This window comes from Paenibacillus sp. J31R98 (assembly GCF_056269245.1).
This window is the reverse complement of record NZ_JBWDNO010000001.1, coordinates 1,740,836-1,763,495: the sequence shown is the minus strand read 5'-3', so window position 1 is coordinate 1,763,495 and position 22,660 is coordinate 1,740,836. Positions and strand designations below refer to the sequence as shown.

26 protein-coding genes are annotated in these 22,660 nt (G+C 46.0%); 18 read left to right on the top strand and 8 right to left on the bottom strand.

Annotated elements, in window-relative coordinates; all coding sequences use genetic code 11:
• Position 1: 1 nt before the first annotated feature.
• Positions 2-712: a polysaccharide deacetylase family protein gene (locus AC0YNX_RS07970; RefSeq protein WP_475815087.1), complete on the top strand. Its 711-nt coding sequence runs from the start codon at positions 2-4 to the stop codon at positions 710-712.
• A 54-nt stretch (positions 713-766) separates the two neighbouring features.
• Here AC0YNX_RS07970 and AC0YNX_RS07965 read toward each other — a convergent pair whose 3' ends face one another.
• Together AC0YNX_RS07965 and AC0YNX_RS07960 are read right to left on the bottom strand one after the other, a co-directional pair.
• Entirely contained in the window at positions 767-940 is a 174-nt protein-coding gene (locus AC0YNX_RS07965; protein ID WP_475815086.1) for a hypothetical protein, read from the bottom strand.
• Positions 941-963: 23 nt separating this feature from the next.
• Positions 964-1,116, bottom strand: a complete 153-nt coding sequence (locus AC0YNX_RS07960; RefSeq protein WP_475815085.1) for a hypothetical protein — start codon at positions 1,114-1,116, stop codon at positions 964-966.
• A gap of 278 nt (positions 1,117-1,394) precedes the next feature.
• Between AC0YNX_RS07960 and AC0YNX_RS07955 the strand changes: the two genes are divergently transcribed.
• A complete protein-coding gene (locus AC0YNX_RS07955) occupies positions 1,395-2,252 on the top strand; it encodes a GNAT family N-acetyltransferase (RefSeq protein WP_475815084.1) in 858 nt (285 codons plus the stop codon).
• 64 nt (positions 2,253-2,316) lie between these two features.
• Complete coding sequence (locus tag AC0YNX_RS07950; RefSeq protein WP_475815083.1) at positions 2,317-3,303, top strand: phosphotransferase enzyme family protein; 987 nt, start codon at positions 2,317-2,319, stop codon at positions 3,301-3,303.
• Between the two features lie 84 nt (positions 3,304-3,387).
• Here the strand turns inward: AC0YNX_RS07950 and AC0YNX_RS07945 are convergent, their stop codons facing one another.
• Both AC0YNX_RS07945 and AC0YNX_RS07940 read right to left on the bottom strand, forming a co-directional pair.
• Complete coding sequence (locus AC0YNX_RS07945; protein WP_475815082.1) at positions 3,388-3,993, bottom strand: nitroreductase family protein; 606 nt, start codon at positions 3,991-3,993, stop codon at positions 3,388-3,390.
• 118 nt (positions 3,994-4,111) lie between these two features.
• Positions 4,112-5,821 carry an NAD-dependent malic enzyme gene (locus AC0YNX_RS07940; protein WP_475815081.1) on the bottom strand — a complete coding sequence of 570 codons (1,710 nt, stop codon included), beginning with the start codon at positions 5,819-5,821 and terminating at the stop codon, positions 4,112-4,114.
• Positions 5,822-6,002: 181 nt separating this feature from the next.
• On the opposite strand from AC0YNX_RS07940, the gene AC0YNX_RS07935 reads away from it, so the two are divergent.
• The 3 genes from AC0YNX_RS07935 (at position 6,003) to AC0YNX_RS07925 (ending at position 8,455) form a co-directional block, all read left to right on the top strand.
• Entirely contained in the window at positions 6,003-6,467 is a 465-nt protein-coding gene (locus AC0YNX_RS07935) for a MarR family winged helix-turn-helix transcriptional regulator (RefSeq protein ID WP_475815080.1), read from the top strand.
• 157 nt (positions 6,468-6,624) lie between these two features.
• Positions 6,625-7,794 carry an MFS transporter gene (locus tag AC0YNX_RS07930; protein ID WP_475815079.1) on the top strand — a complete coding sequence of 390 codons (1,170 nt, stop codon included), beginning with the start codon at positions 6,625-6,627 and terminating at the stop codon, positions 7,792-7,794.
• Positions 7,795-7,870: 76 nt separating this feature from the next.
• Entirely contained in the window at positions 7,871-8,455 is a 585-nt protein-coding gene (locus AC0YNX_RS07925; RefSeq protein ID WP_475815078.1) for a YjgB family protein, read from the top strand.
• 72 nt (positions 8,456-8,527) lie between these two features.
• Here the strand turns inward: AC0YNX_RS07925 and AC0YNX_RS07920 are convergent, their stop codons facing one another.
• From AC0YNX_RS07920 to AC0YNX_RS07910, 3 genes are read right to left on the bottom strand one after another with little or no spacing between them, the layout of a single operon-like run.
• Positions 8,528-9,571 carry a Ger(x)C family spore germination protein gene (locus tag AC0YNX_RS07920; RefSeq protein ID WP_475815077.1) on the bottom strand — a complete coding sequence of 348 codons (1,044 nt, stop codon included), beginning with the start codon at positions 9,569-9,571 and terminating at the stop codon, positions 8,528-8,530.
• Positions 9,558-10,640, bottom strand: a complete 1,083-nt coding sequence (locus AC0YNX_RS07915) for a GerAB/ArcD/ProY family transporter (RefSeq protein WP_475815076.1) — start codon at positions 10,638-10,640, stop codon at positions 9,558-9,560. The genes AC0YNX_RS07920 and AC0YNX_RS07915 overlap by 14 nt, the downstream gene beginning before the upstream one ends.
• Complete coding sequence (locus AC0YNX_RS07910; protein WP_475815075.1) at positions 10,637-11,950, bottom strand: spore germination protein; 1,314 nt, start codon at positions 11,948-11,950, stop codon at positions 10,637-10,639. Before AC0YNX_RS07910 ends, AC0YNX_RS07915 begins: the two co-directional genes overlap by 4 nt.
• 298 nt (positions 11,951-12,248) lie before the next feature.
• Here AC0YNX_RS07910 and AC0YNX_RS07905 point away from each other — a divergent pair, with 298 nt between their 5' ends.
• The 11 genes from AC0YNX_RS07905 (at position 12,249) to AC0YNX_RS07855 (ending at position 21,907) form a co-directional block, all read left to right on the top strand.
• Positions 12,249-13,334 carry an ABC transporter ATP-binding protein gene (locus tag AC0YNX_RS07905; protein WP_475815074.1) on the top strand — a complete coding sequence of 362 codons (1,086 nt, stop codon included), beginning with the start codon at positions 12,249-12,251 and terminating at the stop codon, positions 13,332-13,334.
• Positions 13,327-14,199 carry a carbohydrate ABC transporter permease gene (locus AC0YNX_RS07900; RefSeq protein WP_475815073.1) on the top strand — a complete coding sequence of 291 codons (873 nt, stop codon included), beginning with the start codon at positions 13,327-13,329 and terminating at the stop codon, positions 14,197-14,199. The genes AC0YNX_RS07905 and AC0YNX_RS07900 overlap by 8 nt, the downstream gene beginning before the upstream one ends.
• 15 nt (positions 14,200-14,214) lie before the next feature.
• Positions 14,215-15,033 carry a carbohydrate ABC transporter permease gene (locus AC0YNX_RS07895; protein WP_475815072.1) on the top strand — a complete coding sequence of 273 codons (819 nt, stop codon included), beginning with the start codon at positions 14,215-14,217 and terminating at the stop codon, positions 15,031-15,033.
• A gap of 35 nt (positions 15,034-15,068) precedes the next feature.
• The gene (locus AC0YNX_RS07890) at positions 15,069-16,415 is read left to right on the top strand and encodes an ABC transporter substrate-binding protein (RefSeq protein WP_475815071.1); all 1,347 of its coding nucleotides are present in this window, start codon (positions 15,069-15,071) and stop codon (positions 16,413-16,415) included.
• A 24-nt stretch (positions 16,416-16,439) separates the two neighbouring features.
• Positions 16,440-17,390 (top strand): CehA/McbA family metallohydrolase, encoded by a 951-nt coding sequence (locus AC0YNX_RS07885; RefSeq protein WP_475815070.1) that lies wholly within the window; start codon positions 16,440-16,442, stop codon positions 17,388-17,390.
• 97 nt (positions 17,391-17,487) lie between these two features.
• Positions 17,488-18,246 (top strand): DeoR/GlpR family DNA-binding transcription regulator, encoded by a 759-nt coding sequence (locus AC0YNX_RS07880; RefSeq protein ID WP_475815069.1) that lies wholly within the window; start codon positions 17,488-17,490, stop codon positions 18,244-18,246.
• 34 nt (positions 18,247-18,280) lie between these two features.
• On the top strand, positions 18,281-19,084 hold the full coding sequence (locus tag AC0YNX_RS07875) for a histidinol-phosphatase HisJ family protein (protein WP_475815068.1): 804 nt from the start codon (positions 18,281-18,283) through the stop codon (positions 19,082-19,084).
• Between the two features lie 14 nt (positions 19,085-19,098).
• Positions 19,099-20,844 carry a metallophosphoesterase family protein gene (locus AC0YNX_RS07870; protein ID WP_475815067.1) on the top strand — a complete coding sequence of 582 codons (1,746 nt, stop codon included), beginning with the start codon at positions 19,099-19,101 and terminating at the stop codon, positions 20,842-20,844.
• A 5-nt stretch (positions 20,845-20,849) separates the two neighbouring features.
• Positions 20,850-21,323, top strand: coding sequence for a nucleotidyltransferase domain-containing protein (locus tag AC0YNX_RS07865; protein ID WP_475815066.1), 474 nt, complete (start codon positions 20,850-20,852; stop codon positions 21,321-21,323).
• Positions 21,241-21,663 (top strand): hypothetical protein, encoded by a 423-nt coding sequence (locus AC0YNX_RS07860; protein ID WP_475815211.1) that lies wholly within the window; start codon positions 21,241-21,243, stop codon positions 21,661-21,663. The genes AC0YNX_RS07865 and AC0YNX_RS07860 overlap by 83 nt, the downstream gene beginning before the upstream one ends.
• On the top strand, positions 21,650-21,907 hold the full coding sequence (locus tag AC0YNX_RS07855; RefSeq protein ID WP_475815065.1) for a hypothetical protein: 258 nt from the start codon (positions 21,650-21,652) through the stop codon (positions 21,905-21,907). Before AC0YNX_RS07860 ends, AC0YNX_RS07855 begins: the two co-directional genes overlap by 14 nt.
• A 35-nt stretch (positions 21,908-21,942) precedes the next feature.
• On the opposite strand, the gene AC0YNX_RS07850 is transcribed toward AC0YNX_RS07855, so the two are convergent.
• Positions 21,943-22,242: a hypothetical protein gene (locus AC0YNX_RS07850; protein ID WP_475815064.1), complete on the bottom strand. Its 300-nt coding sequence runs from the start codon at positions 22,240-22,242 to the stop codon at positions 21,943-21,945.
• Between the two features lie 90 nt (positions 22,243-22,332).
• On the opposite strand from AC0YNX_RS07850, the gene AC0YNX_RS07845 reads away from it, so the two are divergent.
• Positions 22,333-22,653, top strand: coding sequence for a hypothetical protein (locus AC0YNX_RS07845; protein ID WP_475815063.1), 321 nt, complete (start codon positions 22,333-22,335; stop codon positions 22,651-22,653).
• Positions 22,654-22,660: the final 7 nt, after the last annotated feature.

Genomic DNA, 22,660 nt, shown 5'->3' with positions numbered 1-22,660 from the left:
TTTGAAAAGACGACTTTGGATACTCGCCGTGACGCTGCTTGTCCTCGTCCTGCTGCTGATCGGCACGCAGAAATGGATGAACTCTCGAAGCTTCCAATTCTATGGCGGCATTATCAATCATGTTCAAACAGATGAGAAAGTCGTCGCGCTCACCTTCGATGACGGTCCGACAGACAATGTGGATCAACTGCTGCCCATCCTTGCCAAGTACAACGCGAAGGGTACGTTCTTCGTCATCGGCAATGAGTTGAAGACGCATATGGAAGACGCGAAGAAGATCGTCGAGGCGGGACATCAGCTGGGAAATCACTCCTACTCGCATCAACGGATATTGATCAAGAGTCGTGCCTATGTGGAGCAGGAAGTTGAGCAGACGAACGACTTGATTCGGCAAGCGGGCTACACGGGAGAGATTCATTTTCGCCCTCCATATGGGAAGAAGCTGTTCAGCTTGCCGCATTACTTGCACGATAAGGACATGAAGACGATTATGTGGAGCCTTGAACCCGACACGAATTACACCACCGTAGCAGATAAAGTAACCAACGTGTTGAATGGCGTGAAGCCTGGTTCTATTATATTGCTGCATCCCATGTACGATAAGACAGGCGACGAGTTGAAGGTTGCCACGGGCATTCTGGATGCACTTAGCAAGCAAGGGTATCGCTTCGTTACAGTGAACGAGCTGATCCAATTGGGATCGGATAAATAAGCAAAATGAAAGAAGGCTGCCAACTGATGATGGCAGCCTTCGCTCATATAATGGCTATCGATGAAATCGTTTGAGCAAATAGTTGATCGCCGTCGACATGGATTCCTTATTGCGCCTATCTTGTTCGGCTCTATCTAACGCGAGCAGCGCAAGACTGGAACCGAGAATCATCAATGATGATGATATTCTCGCAAGGTCATCGGCTGTGACCTGATTGGTTTTATCCATCTGCCATTCGCCCTCCAGTTGTATTAATCTTCTTTCTCCGAACGTGCTTTCAGCACGGCAAATAAACCAAACAAATCACCGATGACGAGAATGACCGCAGAGAGCAATGCGAGGTCATCCGCGGAAATATCATTAGAGTCCGTCAATGCTGGAATTTCGGTTATTCTCTTTGCCATCCGAATTGCCCCTTGTATCGTTCAATGATAACAGCCTATGCGGCAAGTGCCCTTAACGCGTAGGCGAATGACAGGGGGGAAAGGCAGGAGTCCAAATTAAATTTATGCGGGCAGGAAATTCGGCAATGGTTGCAGAATTAGGAGTGGATGGAAGAATCAGCCAGAATGAAGCGGAGTAGCAACTTGTGTGCAAAGAATAACTCTAAACGTTTCTTATATATCGCAGTCCTGCTTGAATTGCTATTCTTTGCTTAGCGATTAGACAGGGGATGATACATATGGCATTAGTGGTCCGCGCATATCATGCTGACTTAGAGGATCTTGTTGACAGCTTGAGTCACAAGGCATGGGTGCTTTTTAAATTCAACAGAGATTATGAACATCAGAAGATGAGCTGTGTATTCGACGAGCAGAATGAACTCATTGCACTAGGTTATTTGCGCCACGGAATTGATGACAATCACGATGTGATGGAAATTGTGATGGATGTGAATGGAAGGGGTGCAGAGCGAATTGCTGAAGTGCGATCTGCTCTATATCCTGCCTTGCTTGAGACTTGTCAGGCTATTCGAAATCCGGGCAAGCAGACAAGGCTGGTAGCATGGAATGATTATCATGGTAACGGCGCGTATATCGAAGGGGCGCAGTTTACTCCTTATCAAACGTATTATTTTGCAAAGATATCGCTCGAACCAGGTCTTCCCGAATTCCGGCAACCTCACGGCGTTGAAGTAAGGCATCATCCAATGGCATCTGCAGAAGAGAGAATCAAGTACACTGAGGCAGAAAATATCTACTACAAAGGCGTCGTATATAGAAGTGTCAATATGCTTGAGTGGATGATGGCCGGTCCCGAGCTGCATACCATTGCTGCATTTGAGGGCGATGAGCTTGTAGGCAGTGTGATGTGTTGGCAAACAGGTGCGGTTGAAAGGTTATTCGTCCATCCGCGTTGGCGTGATTCTGGCCTCAGTGAGTATTTGCTGACTAAGGGGTTCGAGTATCATCTTGCACATGGACGGACCGAAGTAGAAACGTTAGTCCATGAAGCAGACGAGTGGAAAATGCGTCTACTAGAGTCAATGGGATACGGCTTTCCTGTAAAGCTGGATCTATTCAAGGCAGATATCGAGTAAACAGTATACATGATGAACCGACGCCTATTCGGAGTCGGTTTTCATATTTGGAGGGCAATAGACGATGAACCAAGATCAATTTGCTATCGCTAAGGAAGTCATCTCACAGTATCAGTTATCAGATCCGGAAATCGAGTTTATCAGACATAATGAGAACTTAACTTATAAAGTAACGGATCGAGCAGATGGCACGAGCTATCTGCTCAGAATACATCGCCCTGCTACAGTGGGATTGTCTGGCATCCAGCATACGCTCACGGGATTGCGTTCTGAAGTGAGCTTGCTTCAGGAACTCCATCGGAATAGTGAGCTGCAAGTACAAATTCCTGTTGCTAATCGTTGGAACGAATATGTATCTGCAACAGAGATGGACGATACGACTTGTTATGCAACCCTTCTTACTTGGATTGAAGGTCCCATACTGACCAAGGATGATAGCGAGAGCTCAGAGATAGCATATAAGCTGGGTGAGCAGCTGGCACTACTTCATCAATTTACGCGAGCGTTCACACCCTCTGAAGATTTTGAGAGACCGGTCTATGATGCAGAGAAAGTAGATTTCACCATTAATGAACTCAAATACGGCGTAGACGCGGAAATTCTCAGCCCTGACCTGTATTCGGTTATCGTTGAAGTATGCGCAGTAGTAAAGGACCAAATCAAACAGTTAGATGCGCAAGAGAATACATGGGGGATCATTCACTCGGATATTCAGTTAAATAATGTCGTGCTCAGTGGCGATACTCCTTGTTTCATTGACTATTGCTTATCCGGATTCGGCTACTATTTATTCGATATTGGCAGCGCTACGACTGTTCTGAAGAGTGGCGTAAGAAATTCGTTCTTAGCTGGTTATGCTTCGAAGGGAACGTTCACATCTGAGAGCTTAAGGATCGTTGAAGGCTTAATTATTATGGATGTCTTATTGTGCTACGCATTCTTTATAGGCGATTCGGACCGTAATGGGTGGATCAGAGAGCATGCCGAGAAAGCGTGTAACAAAATATGGAAACCGTTTCTGGAGGGGCAAGAGGTTTATTACTCTTTCTAGCGGAGATGGGAGGAGAATGCGAAGCTGAGAGTACAAAAATCGAACTCTCAAAAGAAGCAGCGATGCGAATCGCTGCTTCTTTCTTTATTTGAAAACTTTGAAGCGTTCCTCGATCGGCTTGAATTGCTTCTCCCCCGGAGGCGCGGTTGGTTTGCCGAATGGCATATGAGCGATTAGCTTCCAGTTCTCCGGAATGCTCCATTCCGTCTTCACCTGCTCATCGATCAGGGGATTGTAATGTTGAAGGCTTGCGCCCAGCCCTTCGTTCGCCAACGAGGTCCAGATGACGAATTGATGCATGGCATTCGTATGCTGGGACCAATCAGGGAATTTATCCTGATAAGTAGGGAATTGCGCTTGCAGCCCTTGGATAATGCTCTCATCCTCGAAGAAAAGAATGGAGCCATAGCCGGCTTTGAAGCTGTCCATTTTCTGCTGAGTGGATTCAAAATGCTCTGCGGGTACGATCACCTTCAACACCTGCGTTGTAATGTCCCAAAGTTTATCGTGCTGCTCCCCCAAGAGTAGAACAATTCTCGTGCTCTGCGAATTAAAAGCCGATGGCGTGTGCTTAACCGCATCACTAATGATTTCTTCGATACGCTGATCGGAAATTGTAGATTCTTTACTAATGGCATAGTTGGTTCGTCTCTCGCGGACCCCGGATAGAAACTCATTACTTGTAGTCATAGAAGCAATTGGAACCTCCATAGTTGGTTTATAAGCATCTTATTATTTGGTAAAAAACGAATAAATATGTACATGCGAATGACGCAGATGCGATGCACTTAGAGACTTGATGTTACCCTTACTCCAATGACGTTACCCCAATAATTCGGTTGTATGTGGGTTGCCACATGGATTCATAGACAGCTTGTTCAATATTCTCGAGTTGTCCTGTAGCGACTCCTTCTAGAATAGCTGCCTTCGCAACTTCAATCGCAACGGTTGCAGATATGTTACGCAGTTCATTAACACGAGGAAGCAACGATGCACCGGGCTCAGTGATATCTACCATTCCAGCCACAGCTTTTGCAGCAGCAACCAGCATACCATCAGTTACTCGTTCTGCCCGCGAAACAATCGTACCGAGCCCGATTCCTGGAAAAACATAGGCGTTATTTGCTTGTCCAATGTAGTACGTTACCCCTTTATAATTCACAGGTTCAAATGGACTGCCTGTCGCAACCAAGGCTTTCCCGTCCGTCCAATGGATGAGATCGGATGGCTTCGCTTCGGACTTTGCTGTTGGATTTGAGAGTGGCATAATAATGGGGTGGTCTACATGAGCAGCCATAGCTTTGACCATTTCCTCCGTAAATGCACCTCCGACCGTAGAGGTTCCGATAAGAATGGTGGGGTGAACTTGCTTAATTACTTCTAGAAGGCTTATTCCTCCCTCTCTATCTTGATTCCATTTCTCCAATTCATGAGATAGACGGGCGAATGGCTTTTGAAAATCCCGAAGGCCTTCCATCGTCTGAAGCAACAGCCCTGGTCGGTCAATCACCCAGAATCGGCTGTTTGCCTGCTCTGGTGATAGTCCTTCTCGTACGAATTCATCACGAATTTGTTCTGCAACGCCGATTCCTGCAGTCCCGCCTCCGAATATCACGATGCGATGCTCCAATAAAGGAATACCCGAAGCGCGTACAGATGACAACACAACTGCCAGTGTTACCGCGCCAGTACCTTGTATATCGTCATTAAATGTGCAGAGCTGATTCTTATATCGTTCTAGAATAGGTCTGGCATTGGGCTGGGCAAAGTCTTCCCAATGCAGCAGAGCATTAGGGAACAACTTCTTCGCGGTACGGACATAATGATCGATGAATGCATCATACGGTTCACCAGTAATCCTTGGATGACGATTGCCGATATAAAGCGGGTCTTGTAGCAATTCTTCACGGTTCGTGCCAACATCTAAGATGACGGGGATCACTCGGAACGGATGGATACCGCTTGCGACCGTATACACCGTTAGTTTTCCTAACGCAATATCAATGCCGCCTACCCCCCAGTCACCGATACCCAGAATGCGTTCACCGTCAGTGGCAACTATGAGATCAATGTCGCCTTGTTGAACGCCGAAGTTGACGAAGGCTTCTTCAATCCCATCTGGATCATCGATAGATAGATAAACGCCAACGGGACGGCGATAAAGTCGGCTATAATTCGCAATAGCTTCACCAATGGTCGGGGTATAGATAATTGGGAGCATCTCACTTAAATGTTCGGAAATCAGTCGATAGTATAGCACCTCATTCCTATCGCGAAGAGCTAATAAATAAACATTCTTGAGCACATTGGTGGACTGGCTAGAGTACTGTTGATAGGCCCGTTCAAGTTGTTGATCAATAGTAAGAACGGTTGGAGGGAGTAAGCCTTGAAGTCCCAGCTCGCGCCGCACCTCGGTAGCGAATGCTACGCCTTGATTCAGTTGAGGCGTTCTCAATACTTCATCGCCTCTCAAGGTAGTTTCGATAATTCCTCCCGGTCGTACTCTGTAATTACGCATGGATGATTATTCACTCCTAAAGTAAAGTGAGTTTAGCGTAAACAGTATTTGTAAATACAAAGGGGAACATGCATGGTCGGAGGCGAGGGAAAAGGAGTAATAATTTCCCCTATTGATTTTACGGGCATATGAGACTAAAATCAGTTTAGCAAGCTGACTCACAGTAAACAATAACGCTACTATGGAGGTGAATGAGATGTCTTTTGACATAAATGTCCCTGCAGTCTGTAATTGTACCAAAATAAGACGAGCTCAGCGTCATATCACACGCTTATATGATACTTATTTGGCAGAATCGGGAGCAGGTGTCCGGGCGACACAATTCGCTATCCTAGGTTTTCTTAAGCACGAGGGACCGAGGACGATGTTAGAGCTAGCTGAACTGATGACCATGGATAGAGCTACAATTGGTCATAATCTCAGGCCGCTAGAGCGTGATGGGCTTGTTCGTATTGAGGTGAGTAAGTCTGATCGACGGGCTCGCATTGTATCTGTGACCGAAGAAGGCATTAGACGAATCGAGATCGGAAGAAGCGGGTGGGAGAAAGCGCAAGCAGAGTTCGAAAGGCAGTTCGGCACTGAAAAAGCAAAGTCAATGAGGGATATGATGGACGAGGTAGCAGGTCTTGCTTTCTCTAACGAATAAACAACTGATAACGTACCGACGATGAGCATAAGTCCAATTAAATGATTGGACAATCGTCGATCTCTGATAAATAGGGGCATATGAGACTATTATTCGTGAATCACGATCTGATGAAGGACATACTAATACAAAGTTCGAGCGACAAAGGAGAACCTAGATGAGAAGAACGCTGCTAATTGTGCTGTTAATGTCCTGCGGGGCGACTTATATTTCATCCCTGTTTCCAATCTACGGTGAGCACTATAAGCTCAGCAGTCTGGAAATAACAATCTTATTCGCTGTATATGCAGCCATTCTTCTCCCCACTTTGCTGGTTGTGGGAGCCAGAGGAAGCTACTGGGGATTAAAGAAGGTAATGAGGGTAAGTATCTGGCTCTCCATCGCCTCGACGCTTCTGTTCATAGCCAGTACACATGTTTGGATGCTCTACGCTGCAAGAATGTTGGAAGGAATCGCATATGGCGCCTTCACAGGTGTGGCAAGCGGCTTCCTGTTGAAACAGACTGCTGCGGGTAAAGCGGGTACAGCACTCAAGCTCTCCGGAGCAACGGTCAACATCGGCTTCGGCTTGGGACCAGCAGTTTCCGGTCTCATTATTCAATACCTGCATCTGCAACCACTTCGAATGCCCTTTTGGATTCTGCTTGGCTTGCTCGTGATTTCATTGGTGGTCTTGGAATTGCTGCCTAAACACGAAGATCCGAGTGCTCAGAAACATAAGATATCGCTCGGAATTCCACACAATATTCGCAGTCCATTCTGGTCATTTATCGGGATGCCGATCTTTACGGTATTTACGTTAGGCGGCGTTGTGTTATCACTTATACCATCGTTTGTTAAACACGTGCTTCACAGCAGCAATTTATCGATATCTGGTTTGCTAATATTATTACTTCTAGGCGGAGGGGCGCTGATGCAGTTTTTCCCATGGCCGCTTCATCCGGTAACAAGGATGCGCATGAGCGTGTTGTCTCTTACAATTGGGTCATGGCTGATTCTCTTCTCGGGGCAAACGTCGAGCTTGCCATTGCTTTGGTCAGGTATATTCATTCAAGGCATCGGTGCTGGATGGACGTTTCAGGTTGCTTTGCGCTTTGCCGGCCAGCTGCCGAAGCCAGAAGAACGGCCCCGTGTTATATCTGCATTCTATATGAGCGCGTACGCCGGATTTATTGCTCCACCCGTTGCCGTCGGTGTTCTGACTGTGTTCTTTAGTTTGAACACTTCATTAGTAATCATCAATTTGTTTGCAGCTCTTATCGTCATCTATGTGCTTATTTATTCCGTTCGTTTCAAACAATTTTATGCAACGCTGACATCAGCATGATCAATTGGGTATAGGGGAAAGGTATCTAAGATGAACGATATCAAACAGCATCTCATATTCAGGAGGGACCATATTGATGAAACCTGCTTCTAAGATCGCCTTGATCGCTACACTCGCCGGACTAATCCTTTCACCAGGGCTTCCCGTTCATGCCGAAACCTATAAAGCGACAGGGCAATTGAGCCGCATAAGTAAGTTGAGCGCAGAGGACGCGGCGCAAGCTTTGAAGACATTAAACAGCTTCTATAAACCTGCCTTGGTTGGCCAATTCCCGGGTTCCGTAAGTGGGCTGAAGATTGGAATCAGCACGCGGAAGGATGTATTAGCCAAGATCGGCCCACCTGACAAAGTGAGATCGAACTCAGATGGATTTGATCTGTATGGAGCTGAGATGGGGCACCCCGGATATGCCATCAGATATAAGCTTAACAAGGTTCGGGAAATCCGCTACTTCGGGACGAACATTGAGCGGGAGACGAATATTGGTGGGATTACGAAGAAAGTCCTCCTAGGGCGCTGGGGCAAGCCATCCAGTTCTGTTATCATACGGAACGGATCTTTGGTACAGCAAAAGATCAGCTACAACCGTGGGAAATTCAAACTAGCGTTTATTTTCAACTCCAGTACGAATCTTGATCATATCAACTTGCTGAAACGTTGAGGTTGGAGGCTGCAACTAGCAGCAATTAAGCAAAAGGCAATTCACCGACTAGTGTGAATTGCCTTCTTGTCGTCATTCCATTCTTATATGAACCTGAAACTTTGCGGTTAACTTCGGGTAATATTGTTCCCTCCAATTGCTCAATTCATCATAAGGTATTTTGGTGCGGAAATGCTGTCCGAAACCAAAAATATCCGTTTTGTTCTTTTGCGCTAGTTTCAGCAAATCATAAAAACGCTGCACAATCCGCTTCTCCAGCATTTCTCCGATTTGAGCGTTTGTCACATGATGATCTTTCTCTAATATTTCAATTTTTAAAGATAACTCACTTTGTACCAACGGTTCATCATGGTTCATGGTCGATCTGATTCTTAATAAGCTATCTGTGACAAGGATGGTGGCAATGCCGAGCTCCTCAATATCTCTTACCGAATTACGATTGTGGAACAAATGTATGAGTTGATTTTCACTTGGATCGATTCTCGTTATTATTCCATTCTTCAACGCAGCAGTGCCTTTAAAGTTTAGCAGCGTATCTTTGGCGGAATTAATGATAGGCACAGCAATATCATCCGTGTAGGAATACAAGCTCTGATACACTTCCCATAAACGGGAGTTCGATACCTCCGGTGCCCATTCAGCTCCTTTATAAAAAAAGTCAAACATAGCGGTACCCGTGAAACCCAATCCCATAATATGAGTAAACATCTTCTCGATATTGTCATCTGTAAAAGCAATAAACGCCCCCGAAGGGATATGCTTGGATTTCATGAAATACGTGATGATTTTACTCCATTCATCATCACTTGTTGCTAGTTGGGTGTGGATCACAATTAATCGCACATGGGAGTAGTCCACGGCATCTTCCGAGTTCGTCCGCATATGCCCCAGGATTCCGGATACGGAATGGCCTTTTTCCGTTACAACTCTTGTTTTTCCTCTTTCCTGTTTTTTTGGAAAAGCGACTGTTACTCGGTATCCTTCAACGTTATCCTTCGATATCCCGATAGCCAAAGGAAGGCTGCGTTGATTGATTTCTTTAATATCCCAACATCCACAGAGCAAGGTTAATGCAACAAGAACAACACCTATTTTGAGAAGTCTACTTTTCGTCATAACGCGGCGTCCCCCTTGCAGCAACAACACCATAGAGATAAACGGCCAGTGGGAGAATAACGATGAAACATAGGTTTGTCGTTATACCTATAAAGATGAGTTTCTCTATCTCGGCACGGTTTGGGATACATACCGCGAGTATAAAAGCGATCAGGGAAGAGGCACAAATCCAGTAGGAAGCCTTATTTCTATGCCAATGTATCACCTTCTTCATGATGCTTCCTATCATCCATAGCTGAACGGCGATTAAGATGAGATTGAACCCCATGATTGATAAACCGAAGAAAATCGTTTGGCGGTTAAACACAAACCAACTAATGTCGATCGTATCCGCAGCTTCTTTCAGAGGAAATAGAAAAGTAATGACCGTTTCTTGTCCAAATATGAAAAGAGGAAGATACACACCAGCTAACAGAAAGAACAATATAAATGCCCATACCGCGCTCAGCTGGCGGACATTCATATTCGTTACGGAAGGGACGAATCCTATAAATAAAAATGAAGAGAACCCCATTAGATAGACAAACTTTTCATTCCATATGAAAGAAAGGGAATGTGGCCATACAGGCAGAACGTTCTGAAAATCAAAATTGATGGTCGAAGAAGCAATTACGAAAATAATCAATACATTGATAACGAAGAAGAAAATAACCGAAGCACGTAGTATCGTGCCTAAACCTTTTATCGCTGTATACGTGGGGAGAAAGAAGAAAAGAATTAATACCGCCCAATCAGGGGTTCGTATTAAGAAAATGGATGTAATGTCTTCCGTATGAGTGCGAAGATCCACTGCAGTAATAAAGGTCAAATTGATCGCGAATGGAATGAGAATAAAGATCGCCGCCAATTTTCCCATTTTCAAAAAAATATCGACTATATCCTTTTTCGGGAAAAAATTCAATCCTTTCTTATAGATGATCATTAATATCCATTGCAATAAACCATAAGCAAGCACGATCACCCAATGACCGGAATTCGTTAGCGAATAGGTGAGTCTCGGATACATTAAGTAACCGAAACCCATATGGATCATAATAAAGACGAAACCAATCTGTAGCCTCTGCGTCACTTCATGCCTTCCTTTCCTTTAATTCGCATCGTCAGATAGGGGATATCGCAAGACGTCAAACTCGCGAGATAGATACATATAAAAGATAATCCGACCATGAGTCCAACAATGCCGTAGACAGATGCCAGAATAAAAACCGGATATTTCAACGAGCGAATGTACAAGGCATTCTGCACGCCTACGACTGCAGAACTTGCAATCAACATAAACGTGATCACGATGACTAACAAGTTACTGACTAATTTCGCTTCAACCATCGCCGTGCCAAGTACGACGCCTCCAACCATCGATATCGTAGGTCCCACACTCTTCGGTAGTCTAATGATTGCTTCCGTAATTAAATCAACTAATATAGTCATGATTAGCGTTTCAATGACTGGCGTTAAGGGGATACCCTCTCTACTCTCAGCAGTGAACAAGGCGAGATCAACTTTCAATACGTCTGGGTTAACCGAGGTTAAGGCCACGTATAAAGCAGGTAGCACGAGCGTCGCAAAGGCTGCCATTCCCCTTAATGCTCTAATCATAATAGACAGTCCAAAAGGGAGATTGTGATCATTAGCGGTACTGATCATATCAGAGAAGAGATGTGGGAAAACAAGCGCGAAGGGCTGATTCTCCAGAAATAACACGATTCTATTCTTCTTGAGCGAGTGAATAGCTTGTACGGGTAGTTCAGTCGCAAACAGATGACTGACAGGACTAAATTTGCGTGAACCGAAATGCTTGTTCAGATCATCAATCGTTTCCAGATCGGATCGAATTTCCTTTATGCGCCGTTCAACTTTTTCTACGAGGTCTGCTTGCGCTTTGCCCTTGATATAAAGCATAGAAATTCTTTGCTCGGCCATTTCTCCAACTTGGTAAGAGCAATGGCATAGCCGCTCGGTGACCAGTCTCTTGCGAATCAGCCCGATATTAAGGTCAATATCTTCTCCAAAGGCGTCCAATGGACCTTGAATGGGACTTTCATTACGCGGCTCTTCAATGCTTCTTCTTAGGCTTTGGGGAACTGGCTCCATAATCGCGTTGTGACCGCTTTCTGAAATAAGCACGAGCTTGCCATTAAGCACGGCTTTCTTCAGTTGTGCCTCGCTCAGATCATTCTGATCGCTAAGGTTGAGGAAAAGATCCTGTAGAGTAGCAGAGCGTTCAGCCATTTCCATCACATAGAAAGTGGATTTGGTAAAATTAATAAGTGTGTTAAAACCGATAAGAAAAAAGGCCATGCCGTCAAATTGCGCTTCTTTAATAAGAAAATCATCCTGTTCGGCGAACGTCGATTTCAATTCTCGTACTAAATCCTCCACTTGCTTCTTGTCCTCCCTCTTAAACGTCTTCTTATTTTCGGCATAAAATGGAACGACTATACTCGTTACGTCGAGCTGATGATCCGCGGTTTCCGCGGATTTTTTTTAATTCTCATAGGTAAAGGTGACTTCTATATTGACACCTGAAAAAGAAACAAAAAGAACAAAAAAATTAAACAAAGTAAAATTAATAATAAATTAAATCAGATTTGATCTGGATTTTACACAGGAACGTTAAGATTCATATGTACCCAATAAGTTCCCCAACTAGGTTAGGGATGAGGAAGGAGTGTGAAGAATGGCAGGAATTCAACTAAAAGGAGTAACGAAAACCTTTCCACAAGGGAAAACGGTCATCGAGAATCTGGAGCTTGAAGTGAAGGATCGTTCCTTTACCGTGCTGTTAGGGCCGTCGGGCTGCGGCAAAACGACTGCTTTGCGAATGATTGCGGGGCTGGAGGAGGTTAGCAGCGGACAGATTAATATCGGCGAACGCAATGTCACGAAGGCGGAACCCGGAGATCGCGGCATTGCAATGGTCTTCCAAAACTACGCGATCTATCCTCATATGACCGTGCGCAAAAATATCGAATTCGGCTTGAAAAATATCAAGCTTCTCAAAGAAGAGATAGGGAAGCGCCTCACTCAAGTGGTGAACATGGTCGGATTGCGAGACTACTTGAATGCCAGCCCCTCCACGCTATCTGGTGGGCAACGGCAGCGTATCGCGCTAGCCAGGGCGATCTCCAAAAAGCCGGAAGTGTTTCTGATGGACGAGCCATTATCCAATTTGGATGCCAAATTACGCAACCAAATGCGAAGCGAGCTTATCGAGCTGCATCGAAATTTGAAATCCACGTTCGTCTTCGTCACGCATGATCAAATCGAGGCAATGACGATGGCTACGGATATCGTAATCTTCAATCATGGCCGTATCATGCAGCAGGGCACTCCGAAAGAAGTATATGAAAATCCGGCCAACCTGTTCGTGGCGACCTTTATCGGTGATCCGGGAATGAATACGATTCGATTGCCGGAAGTCGGCACGATCGGATTCCGCCCTCAGAAAGTGAAGCTGAATAAGCAGGCGGGATCTGTTGGCATAGATGCCACTGGAATGGTCATGACGAAGGAAATGCTGGGGTTGGATCACTTGTACCACATTGCCTGTGGACTAGGCACGATTATCGTGAAAACGGAGTCTGACCTCAATATCGACGAAAAGGTGCAGCTCCATATCTCCCAACATGATCTGTACTATTTCGATAGGAATGAACAGCGAACGAAAGAGGAGAGCTTGATTGAATCCGCGTTGAACAGCATCTCTAACGCGGAAGGCGTCACAGTAAATCTGAATCAGATGGTTGGTAGCGCATATGGTTAACCGGATCGTTCGCAACCCCTATGTGCTTATCGCTCCAGCCGTCATCCTTGTTTGTGTGTTTTCTTTATATCCCATTTTCTTTGCGGTGAAAGTCAGCTTCACCCATTGGGACACTGTTCTTGGGACGAAAAACTATGTCGGACTGAAAAATTACATAAACATCTTTCATGATCCGGTGTTCCGGAAGGTATTGAAAAACACGCTTGTATACAGTTTGTTCACCGTCGTCATCGGGCTCGTATTGGCTTTCGTGTTAGGGATATTCTTTCAGGAGAATAAGAGAGTGGACAATCTGGTGCAGAGCGTCATCTTTACGCCGCATATTCTCTCGAGTGTATCCGTGACTGTCATGTGGATGTGGTTAATGGATCCGAGCAGGGGCTTTCTCAATTATGCGCTGGAAGGCGTCGGTCTGCCCGCACTGAAATGGATGATGAGTCCCGATACGTCATTAATGTCATTGATTATCGTCTCCATCTGGAAGGGGCTAGGCTACAATGCGATGATCGTCATCGCTGGACTGCAGTCGATACCGCGTTATATCTATGAAGCTGCCAAGCTGGACAATGCAGGCAGATGGACGACGCTGTTCCGCATCACGCTGCCGCTGCTGTCGCCAACTCTGTTCTTCCTTCTCATTACATCGACCATCGCATCCTTTAGTGCATTCGATATGGTGAGCTTAATGACCAAAGGCGGGCCGGAGAACTCATCGAACTTAATCGTGTATTGGATCTATCAAATCGGTTTCTTGCAGTTTAATATCGGCAAAGCGAGCGCGGGCTCGGTCTTGTTCATGCTCTTGGTCGGCTTGATCGCAGTCGCCAACTATCTATTCTTCGCTAAGAAAATTCATTATCAATAGGGGGGATGAACCACAATGACAATTACGGTCAAAGTTACGCGATTCCTTCTGCTCATTGCGCTAGTCCTCATGTTTGCTTTTCCGTTCTTATGGGTGGTTAGCACTTCCCTGAAGACGTATGTGGAAGCGATCAAATTCCCGCCGGACCTGCTGCCGAGCGTCCCGCAATTCGTCAATTACAAGACGGCGTGGGTCAATATTCACTTCTTCCATTACGCGAAGAATTCGGTTATTGTCACGGTCTCCGTCGTACTCGGCCAAATGCTTGTTTGCGTGCCAGCCGCATATGCCTTCGCCAAGAAGAAATTCAAATTCGCAGGGGTATTCTTCTCGCTCGTTCTCATCGATCTGGTGCTGCCTTCCCAGGTCAGCTTCGTTCCGATGTACGTGTTAGTCAGTGATTTAGGCGGACTCGACACGTACTGGGGGATGATCATCCCATTCGCGTATTCGTCTTTTGCCATCTTCTTTCTGACGCAAGCGTTCAAGCAAATTCCCGACGAATTGCTGGATGCCGCCAAGATGGATAAGGCGACGGAGCTGCAGATTATGCTTCAATTATTACTGCCGATCGCGAAGCCTTTCGTGTTAACGACCATGCTGTTCACCTGTATTTCCAAATGGAATGACTACTTCTGGCCGCTCATCTTAACGAATTCGGAGTCGGTACGAACGCTGCCGATGACGGTCAAAGGCTTAGTAGCCGATGCCCGCGGCGTCACCCATTGGAATGAAGTAATGGCAGGCAACATGATGCTCATTATTCCGATTCTAATTCTTTATCTTGCAGCAAACCGCTTTATTAAGAGTGCATTTGTCTATGGTATTAAGTAATCCTTAATATAAAAAAAAGTGGAGGCTACCTACTAATGAAAATGAATGTGAAGCAAGCGGCAGTCATCGGTTTCTTAGCTACTTCTATTGCAGTAACGGGATGTGCAAGCGGCAAGGCAACCAATACGGACAATGCACAAGCAAGTACGAATGCAGGCGCAAATTCCACAGAACCTGCGGCAAGCGAGGGTAAAGTAAAGGTTGACTTCTGGTCGATCTGGGACCCTTCCAAAGGTACTGGGAAGCTAGTAGCGGATGCCGTTCAAGCCTTTAACGCACAGAATCCGGATATCGAAGTGGTCATGTCCGGTCAAGGCGGCTATGACGGCGTAGCAGAGAAACTGGAAGCTGCACTTGTCGCCAAAAATACGCCAGTCATCGCACAGATCGAGGAGTCCTTCTTGGCCCGCTACAATCCGATTGCAGCAGATCTGAGCAAATATATGTCCCAATCGACGATTGATAACTATAACGAAGGCTTGACTCGTTCCAGCTATGTGGACGGTGTATTCAAAGCCGCGCCGATGAACCGGAGTACGCCTATTCTGTACATGAATGCGGATATGGTTAAAGCAGCCGGCTTGGATCCGAAAGGGCCGAAGACATGGACGGAGCTTCAGGAATATGCGAAAAAACTGACTGATCCTGCAAAAGGCATCTACGGGTTCTCCGGATATTGGGATACGGATGCCTGGTATTGGGAGTCTGCTGTTTACTCTTACGGCGGCGAAATGGTCAGCAAGGACGGATCGAAGGTCGATTTCGATAACGAAAAAGGAAGCAGCATTGTTAAGCTGTTCCAAGATATGACGAAAGACAAAACGATGCTAAACGCATATAGCGCCCAAGATAATCAATCCGATCTCATTAAACAAAATTTCCTTGATGGCAAAGCCGCGATGGACTTTGATTCGATCGGTTCTATGGGCGATCTCGTCAAGAATGCCAAGTTCAATGTTGCAGTAGCCTTCCAGCCTCAAGAAGGCGGTCAGAATAAGATCGTCACCGGCGGCGCGAACTTGATCGTTATCGACAAAGCGACCGAAGAGCAGAAGAAAGCAGCTGGTAAATTCCTCGACTTCTTGGCCGGCGATGAGAACGTGACGAACTTCTTCAAAAATACGGGTTACCTGCCAACGACCAAATCTGCGCTGGAGACGCCTGACATGAAGCAGTGGCTGCAGGAAAAACCGCAATATCAAGTGGCAATCGATCAACTTCAATATGCGCACAGCCGCCCTTGGCAGAAGAACTGGAAAGCCATGTACACGGTGATCGTCGAGCAATTGAAAAGCGCTCTGATCGATACTTCCAAAGATCCGAAGCAGGTCGTACACGATGCCGCTGTCGCTGCGCAACAAATTATCGACGAAAACCCATAAGAAGCAATGGAAAGGAGCAACATCATGGTAACTAAAAACAGTTTCATGGATGGCGGCAGCTGGTTCAAAGGCAACTTGCACGGACATTCGACTCTATCCGATGGCAATTTGACTCCTGAGCAGGTGCGCGAGGCATATAAGAGCAAAGGCTATCATTTCATCGCGCATTCCGAGCATGATTTCTTCTCTAATTTCGAGCAAGAGAATGAGCCGAACTTTATTATGCTGCCAGCTAGTGAAGTTGGTATTCGCATGCCGGCTGGCGATTGCCGCATCTTTCATCTTCATGTCATTATGGGGACAGATACGCAATTGGCTGCTGCAACGAAGGAACCGCTGAAGCATTTGGAGCCTATCGAGTGGACGGAATTTGTAAACTACGATACGGCCCAGGCATTTATCGACGATATGAGGGAACGTGGCAACATCGTTATGTTTAACCATCCGCATTGGTCCACCGTCGAATGGGAAGATGTCTATGCACTGGATAATCTGTTCGCGCTGGAAGTTTACAATCATTGCTCAGAACAGATGGAGAACATGGGTAATTCCCGCGTGATGTGGGAGACGCTGTTGCGTAAAGGAAAGAAGCTGTGGGGAACCGCGACGGACGATAATCACAACAGTTATCCGCTCGACTCCATATACTGCGATTCCTTTGGCGGCTGGGTCGTTGTCAAAGCGCCTGAGCTAACACGCAGCGCCGTCGTCCAAGCCTTGATTGACGGCAGCTTCTACTCCTCGACAGGCCCGGAAATCTATGAATTCCGGATCGAGAACGATGAGGTCATCTTCGAATGCTCGCCGGTGGAACGTATCTATATGAACGGAAATCTGCGTCAGTATCAAATTGAATTAGGTGAAAACGTGACGTCGCTGCGCAAAAAATTGCGCGGAGATGAAACATTCATCCGAATCGAATGTTATGATAAATATGGTAAGTTTGCATTCACAAACCCGATTTATCTAGACTAAGGCTCGGTCTGTAGATCAACCCGAAATGCAAATCAAAAGTATTTCGGGTTGATTACATCAATGAAGTAGGTGAAGCTGTGTGCTGCAAGTAGAGAGAATGAGTATGATCATGGCAGAGTTGAATGCCAAGGGCAGAGTCACGGTCAATGAACTCGCCGACCAATTAAACGTTTCTAAGGTGACAATTCGGCGGGATCTGGATGCGTTAAGCCGGGAGAACAAGGTGCTGATCGTTCACGGCGGGGGGATCAAGCCGAACTTTACCCTGTATGAAGCGCCGTTAAGTCAACGCAATTCTATATATATCGAAGAGAAGCAGCGTGTCGGCATGAAAGCTGTTGAAATGATCAACGATTACGATGTGATTGGCCTCGGCGTAGGAACGACTACGCTCCAAATCGCCAACCACTTATTCAATAAGAAGAATCTGACGATTATCAGCGGTTGTATTCAAGTCTTAAACAGTCTCATTGAACAGAAGAAATCGGGCTTTTTTACGGGTAAGCTCATTTTTCTTGGCGGAGAAATCGATACGGATCAAATGTTCGCATCGGGCTCGATGACGATCGAAATGCTAGAGAGATTCTATATCGACAAGGCCTTTATCGGGGCGAACGGTTATTCGATTGAGGACGGGATTACCACTTATGACATTGATGAAGGCAATTTTCTGAAAAAGATGCTCCAGCGCTCGAACAAAGTGCATGTTGTAATCGATCATTCCAAGATCGGCGTGAAATCCATGTACAAATATGCGGATTATAGTGACATTGATTGCGTGATCTGTAATGACGATCCGCCAGTTGAATGGAAAGCCAAACTAGCCGCTTCATCAATTGACTGGGTTAAAGCATAAGTGGAGCTATTAATGCGAAGGAAGGTTTACTATCATGCAAGTTCCCAAAACCATTATTGATCAGCATGTACATTCTAATTATTCACCGGATTCGGAAGAACGCTTGAACGATATTGTCGCTCACGCTGTGAAACTCGGCAAGCAGGCGGTCGTGACGACGGATCATTTTGACTATGACTGCAAGTATTTCAAGAAAGACGTACTGATCGATATGGACGGCTATGAACGCGAAGTTTCCGAATTACGCCAGATGTACGATATCGAAATCCGCAAAGGAATCGAGGTTGGATACCGAAGCGACTATCATGATGCAATCAACCGGTATCTGGATGGTTATATGTTTGATTTGGTGCTGCTCTCTGCTCATAATAACGGCGTGCTCGATTTTGCAGAAGAAGCCTTCCACGCACAGCCGATGGATGTGATACTAACCGATTATTTCACGCATGTTCGCGATGCCGTCGATAAGATGGATAACTACGATGTGGTAGCCCATCTCGATTACGTTGCTAGATATACCAAAACCATTGTCAGCGCCGAGGATTACGCCCGTTGCAGCACCATTCTCTATGATCTATTAACCACGATGATACGCAAGGAGAAAGTGCTAGAGCTCAATACAACCGGACTTTACCGGCAAGGGTGGATACATCCGCATGTTTATTTGATTGAGATGTACTTGGACTTGGGCGGCAAATGGTTCTCTCTGGGCTCCGACGCTCATCGAATCGGCAACTACGAACAAGGCTTCGGTCAAGCGCTTGAATTGCTGAAGTCCTACAATATCCATGAAGTCGTTCAATTTCGCAACCGAATGCCACAGCTCGTCACGATATAGGGAGGGATTCGATAATGCCTCAGAAGAAGTCTCTGACCTTCAGAAGTGACGGCACGTTCAAAATCGTTCAGTTCACCGATCTTCATTGGTCGAGCGGCGGATTACTGGATATGCGCACTCAATCGTTGATGCAGGAAGTTTTGATGGAAGAAACCCCTGATCTCGTCGTTTTTACAGGCGATATTATATATGGTAACTACAGCGATGATCCTAAGCGTTCTTTTCTTGAAGCGGTAGCTTGCGTCGAAGCGGCTGGAATTCCGTGGGCAGCAGTGTATGGCAATCACGATGCGGAGAAAGGCGTCACTCGCGAGGAGCTGATGGAGCTTCAATTGAGCAGTGCCTATTGCCTCTCCGAACCGGGACCGGAGGAAATCTTCGGCGTCGGCAATTTTGTCCTTCCCATAAGCGACTCTGAAGATCGGGCAAGCTTCGCCTTGTACTTCCTCGATTCGGGCAGCAATGCGCCTGCTTCGGTAGGCGGCTATGATTGGATTCGACCTAGCCAGATTCATTGGTATATCCAGAACTCCAGGAAACTCGCCGCCGAGAACGGTGCGCCGGTACCCTCTCTAGCTTTCTTTCATATTCAAATTCCCGAATACAAGCAGGTTTGGGACGAAGAGATTTGCTATGGAGTCAAGCATGAAGATTTAGATCCTCCGATAATCAACTCCGGGTTCGGCGCAGCAATGCTAGAGCAGCAGGATATGATGGGCACATTCGTCGGTCACGATCATATTAATGACTTTTGCGGGGACTGGCATGGCATCCGCCTCTGCTACGGCAGGGTAACCGGGTTCAATGCCTATGGTATGGCTGGATTTAAACGAGGGGCCAGAGTTATTCTTCTCCGTGAAGGAGTACGAGACTTTGAGACATGGCTTCGGCTCGAAGGAAATGCCGTGGAGCGGGAACAGCCGATTCATGCTCCGGAGAAGAACCAACCCGAGCAGCAGGCAGTTGCCGCACAATCCAACGATGGTTGCGAGTGGTGGTTATCCGATCTTAGAAGCAGGTACCCGTTCCGTTCGGAGAAGGAAGGGGTAGAGCTTGAGCCGGTTTCACTAGATAAGATCGAGCTGGCAAGACTGCTTGCCCCCGAGCTTCACGTTGCGGACAACGAGCCGTATTCACTGCGGGATTGTGTAGCAGTCTTTCATCCAGAGAAACCTCTTATCGCTTATCATTTGTTCTGGGATCGTGAGACAGAGCAAGGGGAGGCAGATCACCAGTTGATCTGGGTCCGCTATCATCCGCAGACGAAGCAATTGACGGAGATCATGACCTACTTCCATGAGAATATTGTAAGCTCTTCGCAAGCGCTAGTAGAAGCCCGGACGGCTCATGACCGACCTCATGCTTATGTGCAATGGGGGATTCATGGCACTTTCCTTATGGACGGGATTCGTGATGTGACGGTATCTCGTAGATCTAACGGTATCCTCATTACGAATACGGGGATAGACTCGCTTAATTGCATGTATGCAGACGCGAAGAGAGGCATGATCAGAGGGGTTCCTATGAAGGAACAAGATACATTGAAGCCATTTGTTGGGGAATTCTCGGATTATATGAATTTCTGCAATCGGATAGATGCACGAGATTATCTGAGTAAGCAAAGTCATATAGTAATCTCCAAAGAAGCAAATGCTGCGATCTGCCAGCACGTGCTTAATTATCGGATCGTGCCGATGCCGGAATGGCCTGAAGATGAGCTTGGAGCGGAGAATGACGCTGATCGTATCGAAAGCTGGTGATTGACATGAGCCATTTGCAAGCAGGTTATGGTTTGGACTGCAATGGATTCATAGTCAGTGATGTTGGGTTAGATAAGATTGCAGATGCTTACTTTCCTTGCATCCGAGATACAGTCGAGAATCTAGTGTTGCGATTTCCGAGTCAACTGCATAGTGTCTATGTGTATGGAAGTGTAGCCAGAGGTGAGGCTGTCCCGCTTAAATCTGACCTGGATATTGTGGCTATGTTTCATTCACCGGTGAGTTTGGATGAAGGAGCAGAAATAAAGAACCTAAGCATCATGTTGTCTCAAAAATATAGCTCCCTTGTTCGTGAAGTGGGTATTGCGGTTGGAAGCTGCGAGTATGCGGTTGATCCGGTGAATTATTACGAGCAGGCATTTCTACGAGAGCTCTGTGTGTGTTCATGGAGACGATATTCGCGAGCGGTACGGTCCTTACAAGCTCACTTCGGAGATTGCGATCAGCTTCAATGGTGACATTCCTGAAGTCTACTCACGGACTATGGCTCGGCTGGAACAAGCATCTAACGAGGATTTTAAATCCATTACACAAAGTTTTGCTCGCAAACTAATACGAACATACTATTCCATGCTGATGCAGCGATCTCAGATTTGGACCACACGAATGCTGGAGCAAGCAGAGGTTATCATTCATTATTTTCGTGATAAGGAATCTATTGTTCGAACGATGTTGGAGTGGATTGAACAGCCTCCGGCTGGCCGAGACATTGTTCTGGATCTCTTTAAGACGGAAGGCAAGTGGGCGAGCGACAACTTCGAACGGGAAGCCCGAAAGGTACGAAATGACTCAGGATAATTTCGATTATTTTACGGATAAAGAGATGGAATGGACAGGAATTCTCGACTATTATCGATTCCCAAGCTTTAAACATGAGAAGGGAACCGTATTCAGTATCGAACTAACAACAGTGGAGACCATTGAAGAACTGGAATCCATGGCTATTACTTCACTTGCCAGCGGTTGGACATGGGGAGAAGGTTCTGTTCTTGATCTATGGGAATATAAGATCAATCATATTCGTGTCCAAGAGGAACAGTAGCTCAATTACGATAACAACAAGAAACGGCAGCCGGCTTAATGGCTGTCGTTTTTGACTTGATGCTGGCTAAGCGAAGCTTTCTTCGACGCTAATTGCTTGGCAAGATCATTCTGGCTGCGAGTGAGCAGCTTTATCTCTTCGTTTAATTTGTTGGTACGCGACATTTTGCTGCTTAAATCGTTGTGTGATTGGCTTAATTTCATATCTCGCTCTAACTGTTTAATCTTAGCTTGAGCCTTCTTTAGCTTGTTTTTCTCATTTGCGATCATGCTTTCTATGTCAGCGATATCCCGCTGCAACTTATTAACGATTGCTTTCGTGAAATTGATGGACATTCATGCACCTCATCATCATGTGTTATAACTGAGATATCATTCTACTATAAATAGCTCCGTTAAGCGAGCAGCCCAGCGAGGAGGGGTTAGATGAAATATTGGCGGTATCTTGGTATCCTTTCATCATTAGGGACGATCGCGCTATGGATCATTCTGAGCTTCATTAACCCGTATAACTCTGCTCCACAAGGCAATGATGTCCTATTCAGAACGGGTTTATTTCTATTAGTTCCTGCGATTATTGCAGCTATTGGCACTTTGATCAAAAGTCGCCTCATAATGATTATTGCTTTTGTTTGGTCACTTCCGATAAGCCTCTACCTCGCAATGACACCTAGCATTTTCAAATTATTTATCGTTGCTTCGCTTGGATATCTGTTGTCGGGGATTATGATGACTAGAAAGAGATGAGTACGAG

Bases quoted from the DNA above. Each gene is read 5' to 3' on its own strand.
- AC0YNX_RS07965 (WP_475815086.1), bottom strand. From the start codon at position 940: ATGGATAAAACCAATCAGGTCACAGCCGATGACCTTGCGAGAATATCA.
- AC0YNX_RS07960 (WP_475815085.1), bottom strand. From the start codon at position 1,116: ATGGCAAAGAGAATAACCGAAATTCCAGCATTGACGGACTCTAATGAT.
- AC0YNX_RS07955 (WP_475815084.1), top strand. From the start codon at position 1,395: ATGGCATTAGTGGTCCGCGCATATCATGCTGACTTAGAGGATCTTGTT.
- AC0YNX_RS07950 (WP_475815083.1), top strand. From the start codon at position 2,317: ATGAACCAAGATCAATTTGCTATCGCTAAGGAAGTCATCTCACAGTAT.
- AC0YNX_RS07945 (WP_475815082.1), bottom strand. From the start codon at position 3,993: ATGACTACAAGTAATGAGTTTCTATCCGGGGTCCGCGAGAGACGAACC.
- AC0YNX_RS07940 (WP_475815081.1), bottom strand. From the start codon at position 5,821: ATGCGTAATTACAGAGTACGACCGGGAGGAATTATCGAAACTACCTTG.
- AC0YNX_RS07935 (WP_475815080.1), top strand. From the start codon at position 6,003: ATGGAGGTGAATGAGATGTCTTTTGACATAAATGTCCCTGCAGTCTGT.
- AC0YNX_RS07930 (WP_475815079.1), top strand. From the start codon at position 6,625: ATGAGAAGAACGCTGCTAATTGTGCTGTTAATGTCCTGCGGGGCGACT.
- AC0YNX_RS07925 (WP_475815078.1), top strand. From the start codon at position 7,871: ATGAAACCTGCTTCTAAGATCGCCTTGATCGCTACACTCGCCGGACTA.
- AC0YNX_RS07920 (WP_475815077.1), bottom strand. From the start codon at position 9,571: ATGACGAAAAGTAGACTTCTCAAAATAGGTGTTGTTCTTGTTGCATTA.
- AC0YNX_RS07905 (WP_475815074.1), top strand. From the start codon at position 12,249: ATGGCAGGAATTCAACTAAAAGGAGTAACGAAAACCTTTCCACAAGGG.
- AC0YNX_RS07900 (WP_475815073.1), top strand. From the start codon at position 13,327: ATGGTTAACCGGATCGTTCGCAACCCCTATGTGCTTATCGCTCCAGCC.
- AC0YNX_RS07895 (WP_475815072.1), top strand. From the start codon at position 14,215: ATGACAATTACGGTCAAAGTTACGCGATTCCTTCTGCTCATTGCGCTA.
- AC0YNX_RS07890 (WP_475815071.1), top strand. From the start codon at position 15,069: ATGAAAATGAATGTGAAGCAAGCGGCAGTCATCGGTTTCTTAGCTACT.
- AC0YNX_RS07885 (WP_475815070.1), top strand. From the start codon at position 16,440: ATGGTAACTAAAAACAGTTTCATGGATGGCGGCAGCTGGTTCAAAGGC.
- AC0YNX_RS07880 (WP_475815069.1), top strand. From the start codon at position 17,488: ATGAGTATGATCATGGCAGAGTTGAATGCCAAGGGCAGAGTCACGGTC.
- AC0YNX_RS07875 (WP_475815068.1), top strand. From the start codon at position 18,281: ATGCAAGTTCCCAAAACCATTATTGATCAGCATGTACATTCTAATTAT.
- AC0YNX_RS07870 (WP_475815067.1), top strand. From the start codon at position 19,099: ATGCCTCAGAAGAAGTCTCTGACCTTCAGAAGTGACGGCACGTTCAAA.
- AC0YNX_RS07865 (WP_475815066.1), top strand. From the start codon at position 20,850: ATGAGCCATTTGCAAGCAGGTTATGGTTTGGACTGCAATGGATTCATA.
- AC0YNX_RS07855 (WP_475815065.1), top strand. From the start codon at position 21,650: ATGACTCAGGATAATTTCGATTATTTTACGGATAAAGAGATGGAATGG.
- AC0YNX_RS07850 (WP_475815064.1), bottom strand. From the start codon at position 22,242: ATGTCCATCAATTTCACGAAAGCAATCGTTAATAAGTTGCAGCGGGAT.
- AC0YNX_RS07845 (WP_475815063.1), top strand. From the start codon at position 22,333: ATGAAATATTGGCGGTATCTTGGTATCCTTTCATCATTAGGGACGATC.